Origin of the sequence: Cytobacillus firmus, from assembly GCF_023715565.1 — a bacterium.
In the GTDB taxonomy this organism is placed as follows: domain Bacteria; phylum Bacillota; class Bacilli; order Bacillales; family Cytobacillaceae; genus Cytobacillus; species Cytobacillus firmus_C.
Genome location: NZ_JAMBOJ010000065.1, coordinates 20,024 through 28,372, shown reverse-complemented (window position 1 = coordinate 28,372; position 8,349 = coordinate 20,024). Strand labels below are relative to the sequence as shown.

The 8,349-nt window shown below is 35.3% G+C and carries 9 protein-coding genes; 5 read left to right on the top strand and 4 right to left on the bottom strand.

Annotation, left to right across the window (positions count from 1 at the left end; all coding sequences use genetic code 11):
* Positions 1 to 148 precede the first annotated feature (148 nt).
* From M3205_RS20925 to M3205_RS20910, 4 genes are all read right to left on the bottom strand, one after another.
* Positions 149 to 340 carry a CsbD family protein gene (locus M3205_RS20925; RefSeq protein ID WP_251171651.1) on the bottom strand — a complete coding sequence of 64 codons (192 nt, stop codon included), beginning with the start codon at positions 338 to 340 and terminating at the stop codon, positions 149 to 151.
* A 117-nt stretch (positions 341 to 457) separates the two neighbouring features.
* On the bottom strand, positions 458 to 1,156 hold the full coding sequence (locus M3205_RS20920) for a hypothetical protein (protein ID WP_251171650.1): 699 nt from the start codon (positions 1,154 to 1,156) through the stop codon (positions 458 to 460).
* A gap of 44 nt (positions 1,157 to 1,200) precedes the next feature.
* Positions 1,201 to 2,145: a coiled-coil domain-containing protein gene (locus M3205_RS20915; protein ID WP_251171649.1), complete on the bottom strand. Its 945-nt coding sequence runs from the start codon at positions 2,143 to 2,145 to the stop codon at positions 1,201 to 1,203.
* Positions 2,146 to 2,240: 95 nt separating this feature from the next.
* Complete coding sequence (locus M3205_RS20910) at positions 2,241 to 3,416, bottom strand: hypothetical protein (protein WP_251171648.1); 1,176 nt, start codon at positions 3,414 to 3,416, stop codon at positions 2,241 to 2,243.
* A 163-nt stretch (positions 3,417 to 3,579) separates the two neighbouring features.
* On the opposite strand from M3205_RS20910, the gene M3205_RS20905 reads away from it, so the two are divergent.
* The 5 genes from M3205_RS20905 (at position 3,580) to M3205_RS20885 (ending at position 8,108) form a co-directional block, all read left to right on the top strand.
* Positions 3,580 to 4,806: a BMQ_0737 family morphogenetic spore coat protein gene (locus M3205_RS20905; RefSeq protein WP_251171647.1), complete on the top strand. Its 1,227-nt coding sequence runs from the start codon at positions 3,580 to 3,582 to the stop codon at positions 4,804 to 4,806.
* A 306-nt stretch (positions 4,807 to 5,112) separates the two neighbouring features.
* Positions 5,113 to 5,853 (top strand): sugar phosphate nucleotidyltransferase, encoded by a 741-nt coding sequence (locus M3205_RS20900; RefSeq protein ID WP_251171646.1) that lies wholly within the window; start codon positions 5,113 to 5,115, stop codon positions 5,851 to 5,853.
* Complete coding sequence (rfbB, locus tag M3205_RS20895; RefSeq protein WP_251171645.1) at positions 5,850 to 6,806, top strand: dTDP-glucose 4,6-dehydratase; 957 nt, start codon at positions 5,850 to 5,852, stop codon at positions 6,804 to 6,806. Before M3205_RS20900 ends, rfbB begins: the two co-directional genes overlap by 4 nt.
* Positions 6,793 to 7,653, top strand: coding sequence for a dTDP-4-dehydrorhamnose reductase (gene rfbD, locus M3205_RS20890; RefSeq protein ID WP_251171644.1), 861 nt, complete (start codon positions 6,793 to 6,795; stop codon positions 7,651 to 7,653). Before rfbB ends, rfbD begins: the two co-directional genes overlap by 14 nt.
* Positions 7,650 to 8,108, top strand: coding sequence for a dTDP-4-dehydrorhamnose 3,5-epimerase family protein (locus M3205_RS20885; protein ID WP_251171643.1), 459 nt, complete (start codon positions 7,650 to 7,652; stop codon positions 8,106 to 8,108). The genes rfbD and M3205_RS20885 overlap by 4 nt, the downstream gene beginning before the upstream one ends.
* Positions 8,109 to 8,349 lie beyond the last annotated feature (241 nt).

The window sequence follows — 8,349 nt, the reverse complement described above, 5'->3', positions numbered from 1 at the left end:
TGGAATTCATTATAAATATTCTTACTCATGAAAAATCCTCCGTCCTATTGATTAAATCTATTGAAACACAAAAAACCCCAGAAAGGGGCACTTTTTTATAAGTGTCCAGTATCTGGGGTATAGTTCAGGGCGCTGAGTACTTTTTTAATTAATCTCTTCTGTCATTGAATGTCTTTGACAGTGCTTCCTTTGCATCTCCCCATTTTTCCCGTGCCTGTCCTTTTGCTTTATCCATATTTCCTTCAGCTTCTTTGGATTCATTATTAGTTAGTTTCCCGTATTGCTTTTTTAATTCGCCTTTTAATTGATCTGCATTTCCATTTGTTTGGTCTCTGTTCATAAGTAACTCCTCCTTGTGTTTGCTTGCATTCTTATTTACCCAAAATGAGCAATCTAAAACAAACTGAATGGTTAATGGAGAAGGAAAGAAAATAAACACGCACCTTACAAAGGCGTGTTATTCTTGATGATTCATTTTATTTTCTAATGATAAAATTTTTCCCTCTAATTGTTTTATAGCCCTTTCAAGCTCTACATTACGGCCAGTTAAAGGGTTAATAATTTCAGCTTCATCATAACTTTTTTTGGGGGGCTTTGGATTGCTGAAGGCTGTTACTGTGTTCGTTTCTATACTTACTAACTGTTCAATCTTTTTTTCTTTTAATACAATGGTCTCACCGCAGGTGTCAGCAAAACCTGATGTATGGAATAAGTGAAGAGTATTTTCTTTTTCAGGTAATTGAATCAGCCTTGCATTTTCCCTTTCCAAATTCTCAATTTTACAATGCATTTCCCAGAACTCTAATTCAAGCTCATAAATTCGTCTTTCTAATTTGTAAATCAACTCTTTATCTTCTTTAATAAAAAATTTATCAGTTATATCTTTATGAGAAAGCTCATAAGATGATTTCTGTAAATTATGCAGATATGACCTTTGTTTTTTATTTTCTTCAGATTGTAAAGCTAATTTCTTTCGTAAAGTATCATTTTTATTAATCAATTCATTAATTTGCTTTATATTTTTTTCGGTATCTGCTGAGTTTTTTCTTTTAAAAGAGGGGCTGAGCAAGGATTGATATTTGGCTAATTCTGATTTTAGATCAGTGATTTTCTGCTGTATCTGACTATCCATATTTGGAGTATGATTGCGGAGCATGTTCATTCTCCTTTCTGATATTCACGAAATTGTCAACACTTAGTTTATTTTTTCGCTTTGCCGGCTGGTGTACAGTTATACATAACATTCGAACTTATAGGTAAGTTTGGATATTCCTTGATCTCATCTCTAATTAATAGTAATTGGGCAATAATTTCTTTTTGTACTTGCTCCATCAACACTTTTTCTTCATATAAATCTCTGTTTAATGCTTGCCACTGCTCATTTTGCTCTTGAAGCTGAAGGGTTGTATCTACTTTTACTTTTAATTCTTTAATATACGTTTCACTTTTCATTAATTTATCTTCATACTCACTAATTAAAGTACGGTATTCAAGTATATCAAGATGTAGTTTCTCATTTTCTTCTTTTTGTATGGATAGGTTATATTGCAGGTCATCTATAATAGGCTGATAATTTTCTTCGATTATCGCTAATTGATTTGAGTAATGGTTCAATTCTTCTCTCAAGCTAAATATTATGTCTTTAAATTCAATATTCTTTGATTGGAGTTGTTCATTCACATTTTTCAACTTGATCAGTTCAGAATCTTTTTCTGAGAGTTGTTTATGCAGCAAGAGTCTATTTTTTTTGAACTCTTCAATTTCTTGAGTTATTGAGGTGTTATGTTCTCGCAGGGTTGACATAAGCTTCTCACTTTTCCGGATCTGATCATTTAGAGACTCAATTTTAGAGAGGTAATTTGCTTCTTTAGCAGAAAGTTCCTCCAGATTCTTTTCATAGTGGACAACTGCAGAACGAAATTCGTTTTTAATTTCAATTTCATCCTGCTGTTTTTTTTGTATCTGTTCCTTTAAGTATTGGTTTTCATTTTTCAGGGTTTCCAATTGACTGTAATGATAATTTTCCTGGTATTCCTTAATTTTATTTTTATATTTTGAGATTTCAGCAGTAAGGTAAATAACCTTTTGCTGAAGAATTCTATTGTCCTGTTCCCCACTATCTTTAATGAAAGGTGCATTCAACATAATGTTGCCCTCCTGACCTTACAATTAGAGCATTTGGTATTATCCTATGTGCTGATAGGCGAGATGTGCAAAATAAAAAGCCTGTTCACACAGGCTTAAAATGAAAGTGAAATGGTGTTGTTGGAAGCGTATTGTTGTTGCCCTTCATTAAAGTATACAAATGCTTGGATGCCAACCGAAGAATTTTTTGGCTCTTTTATAAGGACCTTTAATCCGTTAAATACCTCAGAACCTCCAGGTGGTATGGTTAAATCCTGAATGGAAGTAATCCAATATTCTCCTTTTGTTTTCACCCTTTCTCTCCAGTCATCATATACATATTTCCAGCCTTTTTCTCCATCACTCCCTTTCATGGCGAGACCTGCAACAAGTTTAGGGGGCAAAATCTGACCCTGTAAAGAGACCCCTGGTTCAGCGGGTACTTTTATGCAAATGACAGGATTTTTTAAATCGAGAGCCCCAGTGTTTTTCATTATGATTGAACCGTTCACCATATACTCTTTTTGTTCATCATCCGGCCTCGGAATAAGCATTGTATAATTTAGGAAAACTTCAGCATTTGGTTTCTTTAATCTTAGGTCACTGCTGTTGATTGCTGAGATATATTTATTCTTTTCTGGTTTCATAGTTTTTTCAGGAACTTTTGTTGCTTTCTTTTCTTGTGTTTTAGGCAGTGATGCTTGATCTAACAAGGAGCTTATCCAGAACTTTATAAGTGGCATTGGCACTATTGCTGAATTATTTGCAATTGGTTTAACGCTGCAGTATCTGATAACAGCACGAGATATGCTTAATATTAGTCGATCAGTATCATAAAATTGGGACCTGAAGGCTAATAGCTGATTCCTATCAGCAGCTAGATTTTTTTTTTCATTTAAAACAAAAGGTATTTTTGATTTATTAAACTCTATAATAAGAAGATTTTTGAGCTTTTCATCAAGAAGAACATTATGTTCAATGATCACTTGCTGATCCTGCTGTTCAATGTTATCCAAAAAAATTGTGATACTTGGCTCTTTCAAAAGATCCAAACCCTCAGCTTTAAGAGTATCACTTAATTTTAGAACAGCTTCCTGACTTTGCTGGTTATTTGAACGGGTAGAGATTGAGATAGGGTGCTGCTTTCTTCCAGTTTCAATATTAATTGTTTCTTTGTTTTGATCAATAACTGCTTCAAAGCCCAGCTGTTCACAAAATAATGCTAGGCTAACTGCTGACTGGTAGAGAGCGTTGCCTAAAAGTTCGCCATCAATAAAAACTGAATAGGTCATGTTTACAGTCTCCTTTTATCAATTGCATTTGTAACACCTATATATATGAAGAAGAAACCCAATTCGTGATAATCAACAAAAACAGGCTATTTGATTAGAACACAATTCTAAATATATCCATATTATGAAGTGAAAACACAACCTATTAGAAAGGATGATTTGCTTGAAACCTATTAGAGGATCCCAATTGACTCCTAATAACGTTCAAGAAGAATGTATTCGGGTATCCAAGGTTTATGACTGGGTTTTTGATGCTATTTCTACTGACACAGGAATAACCTTGCCGGATGATTGCGCAGCTGCAGTCGCTGCAGCAGTTGCTGAAGGAAGAACACCGCTGGATGTAACATGTGAAGTTCCAGATGTAGGAGGATTCTTCCCGCTGACTCCTCCAGATACGGGTGGAAACGCATTGTGCACAGTATCTTCCAGAATTGAAAGACGTGAAATTACTCTAAATGGAAGAGTAGTTGAAGTAGCCATTGTAAAAGTCATCTTCACTATCAGACCGCTCATTACAATTTATGATAGCACAGGCGCTATTATCTGCCAGTTCCGTCCGACTATTAGTGAATCCCGCCGTCTAGTTGTATGTGCTCCAGAACCGTTCACAGCTGATAACGTGTTCTGTCGTTTAATTTCACTAGACTGTGACACTAACTTCATTGAAACTGGTGACCCAGACCTTGGACTTCAGGTTATGCTGGATATCTGTTTCGAGATTCAAGTTGAAGCAGACGTAAAACTAGAAGTACTTGCTAAATTCTGCTTCCCGCGTCCAAATGACATTGAACTTCCAACTAACGGCGTTTGTCCGGAATTCGAATGGCCTGCACAATGTGACTTCTTCCCGCGTGACAACTGTGATTGTCAAGCGTTTGTGGATACTGATCCATTGACAGGCCCAGTGGCGATAACGTTTGCAGACATTCTATTTGATGCACCTTTAGCTGCAGGAACATATACTACAGAATTAAATGCCGAAATTTGCGACAATTGCCAATTGACTGGAAGTACTCTTTCGTGGATTGTTGAAGATTTCGTAGTGCCAACTGGTACAGGAACAGGAACTGTGGATCAAAGCTTTACATTCACAGCTTCAGAAATTGGCATGCCTGAATGTACAGAAGTATTAGGCGTTACAACAATGACTGTAGAAGGAGCAGGTACTGTTAACTTTGCAGACCCTGGAGTTGCTGACCGTACAGTATTGTTCACTCTTACTCTGGTCGAAAATCTAGGATCAGACGATGACACATATTCGATTACTCTCTCTGACCTTGCAGGAAGCCCATTAATAACATTTGCTGCAGCTGGAGTAGGATTTGTTCCGGATGAAGACTTAGTTGTACAGGATTGTGTTACTTTCCCTAATCTTCTTGACGGCTAATCCTTTGATAAGAGAACTTTTTTAAGGCTGTCGAAAATTCGATAGCCTTTTTTATTGATTAAGATAATTTTAATCTTTTCAGAAAATTCAAAGAATATAAATTTTATCATAGGTTTGTTTATATTAGTTAACGATATTTCAAATTACGTACGCTACTTGAATTACGACTAGGCTGTAAGATAAATGATTCATTTTATAAAAGGATATAGCAACTATGTTCCATAATAGTGTGTTATTCATATATTAATAAAGACAATTATTTACAATGAGAAAATACTATCTACCTTAAAGGTGGTTGTTTTAGCAATGAAAGGAGTAATACTTGCAGGAGGAGCGGGGTCGAGACTTCATCCATTAACTACTGTATTTAATAAGCATTTATTGCCTGTAGGAAGATATCCGATGATATATTGGCCAATTCTAAAATTAAGAGAGACTGGAATCAAAGATATATTAATTGTTACTAATAATGAGCATTTAAGATCATTCATTAAAATTTTAGGTCAGGGAGAGGAATTAGAAGTTAAACTTCATTATAGGATCCAAAGTAAGGAGAGAGCCGGTATTGGTGATGCCTTACTAGAGGCTAAGGAATTTATACAACAAGGAAAGTTCATTGTGTTACTTGGTGACAATTTATTTGAGGACTCTTTAACAAGCTACTTGAATGCCTTCAGAAATCAAAAAGAAGGTGCGAGAGTAATATTAAAAGAAGTGGAGGATCCACGCAGGTATGGTGTTCCACATTTAGATAAAGTGAATAGTAAAATTCTTTCTATTACTGAAAAACCAAACATCCCCATGTCAACTTATTGTGTAACAGGTATCTATATGTATGATCATCAAGTCTTTGATTTTATTGAGAAAACTACTCCTTCATCTCGAAATGAACTAGAAATTACTGATGTAAATAATATGTATATTGAGAATAACTTACTTGAATATGACATTTTTATGGGTTGGTGGATCGATGCAGGAACACATGAATCATTGTATAAGGCTAACCAATTGGTTTTTGAGAGACAAATAGAGGAGGGTGGGCATTGAGAAAGTTACTTATAACAGGTGGGGCAGGGTTTATAGGTGCAAATTTTATAAGCTATATACTAAAAAATACTAACTATGAAATAACTAATTTAGATGCATTAACATATGCTGCTAACCTCGAAAACGTTAGGAAGTTTGAAGGCTCCGACCGATATCATTTTGTAAAATGTGATATTGGCAATAAGAAGGAACTGGAACTCGCCTTGACCCAAAAGTATTATGCAATAATTAATTTTGCTGCAGAGTCACACGTAGACCGTAGCATAGCTAATCCCTACCCGTTTATTCATTCAAATATTAATGGTACATTGAATCTTCTAGAAGCAGTTTTGGCTGGAAAGGCTTATAAAATGATTCAAATTTCTACTGACGAGGTGTATGGTTCACTAAAACCGAATGAACCGCCATTCACAGAACATAGCCCATTGGCACCCAATAATCCATATTCCGCTAGTAAGGCAGCGGCAGATATGTTAATTAGGTCGTATTTCAAAACCCATAATCTGGTTCTCAATATTACTAGATCAAGCAATAATTTTGGACCTATGCAGCATAATGAAAAGTTAATTCCAAAGGTAATAACAAATTGTCTAAATGATGAAAAAATACCTCTATATGGTGACGGTCAAGATATTAGGGATTGGCTATATGTTGAAGATCACTGCAGGGCGATACACTTGGTTCTCGAAAATGGAATGCCAGGAGAAGTATATAATATTGGCGGAGCGCAAGAAAAAAAGAATATAGAAGTAATTGAAATGATTTTCAAGAAATTAGGGAAAGAAGTGGTTCAGATACTAAAAGTTCCTGACAGAAAAGGACATGACCGAAGATATGCAATAGACTCAACAAAAATTTTAAATGATTTAGGATGGAAACCAGAAGTCACATTTTTAGACGGTTTAACCAGGACTTGTGAATGGTATTGCAATAAAGGTAATGAAAGAAAGTGAAAAAATGATTATTTTAATTACAGGCGGAGAAGGACAGCTAGGCCGTGAACTTGTAAGAAAATTAGGTGGCTTTCATAAGGTATATAGCTTGGGTAAATCGGAACTTGATATTACGAGTAAAGAAGAAGTTGACACTGTTATAGGTCAGTTGAAACCGGATGTTATCATTCATGCTGCAGCCTTTACAGCTGTAGATCAGTGTGAAATAGAGATTATAAAGGCATTCAATGTAAATGCAATTGGTACTGCTTTTGTAGCGAATGCTGCAAGTAGAGTAGGGGCTAAGCTTTTTTATATAAGTACAGATTATGTTTTCGATGGACAAAGCAATGATAAGTACTCTGAAAGACATACTCCCAATCCTCTATCAATTTATGGTATGAGCAAGTGGATGGGTGAGCAATTTACATTGAATCTATCTAATGCTACAGTCATTCGTACTTCCTGGCTTTATGGCCACGAAGGAAAGAACTTTGTCAGAACGTTGATAAATCTAGCTAAAAATAATTCAGAAATACGGGTAGTTAATGATCAATTAGGATCACCTACTTATGTAAACGATTTAGCTGAATTTATTTTGAAGTTACTTGATAAAAAGAATGGAATTTACCATTTCAGTAACAGAGGCATCTGTTCTTGGTACGATTTTGGAAAAGCTATATTCTTCGAAAAGGGCATTAATCATAAGTTAATTAAGCCTATATCGTCTAATGACTATGGGTCATTGGCTCCTCGGCCAAAGTTTTCTGCGCTTGGCCATACTGCTTTATTAAAAGAAGGATTTACCCCTCCAAGGCATTGGAGAGACGCGTTAAAAGATTTTATTCGAGAGGAGAATTATCGTTGATTGAAGGTGTCAAGGTGAAAAAAATAATCAAGCACTGTGATGACCGAGGTTTTTTTGCAGAGTTAGTTCGTAACGATGAACCTGAACTTTTGTGCAAATTTGGTCAGGCTTCCTGGTCTATGAGTTATCCAAATGTTATCAAGGCATTCCATTACCATGAAAAACAAGATGATCTTTGGTTTTTCCCTTCTGGTAATACTCAAGTTGTTTTATATGATCTTAGGAAAAATTCACCGACTAATGGAGAAACAGATGTTTATTATATGGGAGAGGAAAATCCAATTTTACTACTTATTCCAAGAGGTGTAGCCCACGGATATAGGGTTTTGGGGGAGAAGCCTGCGGTGATTATTTACTTTACTACGTCTTCTTATAATGCGAAAGATCCAGATGAAAAGCGTATCCCTTGGAATAGCCCCATTATTTCTTTTAACTGGGAGACACAAAATCGTTAAAACTCTAATAAGTTTAGGGAAGGAAGCTTTGGTATGTATATTTTTATTCCAGTAGTGATTCTGTATACAAGAATACTGGAATAAAAAATGTCACTTGTACACATCCCTTTAACATGATTTGAACACAAATTAATCATATATTGAAATACCACACATCTTAATGAAAAAGTGTAAAGCTATTACTAATGAGAGACGGATGGTTAAATATAGTCTAATAGCTTAGTCCAAAATTATATACTTT

Coding starts and splice junctions, on each gene's coding strand:
- M3205_RS20900 (WP_251171646.1), top strand. CDS start 5,113: ATGAAAGGAGTAATACTTGCAGGAGGAGCGGGGTCGAGACTTCATCCA.
- M3205_RS20920 (WP_251171650.1), bottom strand. CDS start 1,156: ATGCTCCGCAATCATACTCCAAATATGGATAGTCAGATACAGCAGAAA.
- rfbD (WP_251171644.1), top strand. CDS start 6,793: ATGAAAGAAAGTGAAAAAATGATTATTTTAATTACAGGCGGAGAAGGA.
- M3205_RS20925 (WP_251171651.1), bottom strand. CDS start 340: ATGAACAGAGACCAAACAAATGGAAATGCAGATCAATTAAAAGGCGAA.
- M3205_RS20910 (WP_251171648.1), bottom strand. CDS start 3,416: ATGACCTATTCAGTTTTTATTGATGGCGAACTTTTAGGCAACGCTCTC.
- M3205_RS20915 (WP_251171649.1), bottom strand. CDS start 2,145: ATGTTGAATGCACCTTTCATTAAAGATAGTGGGGAACAGGACAATAGA.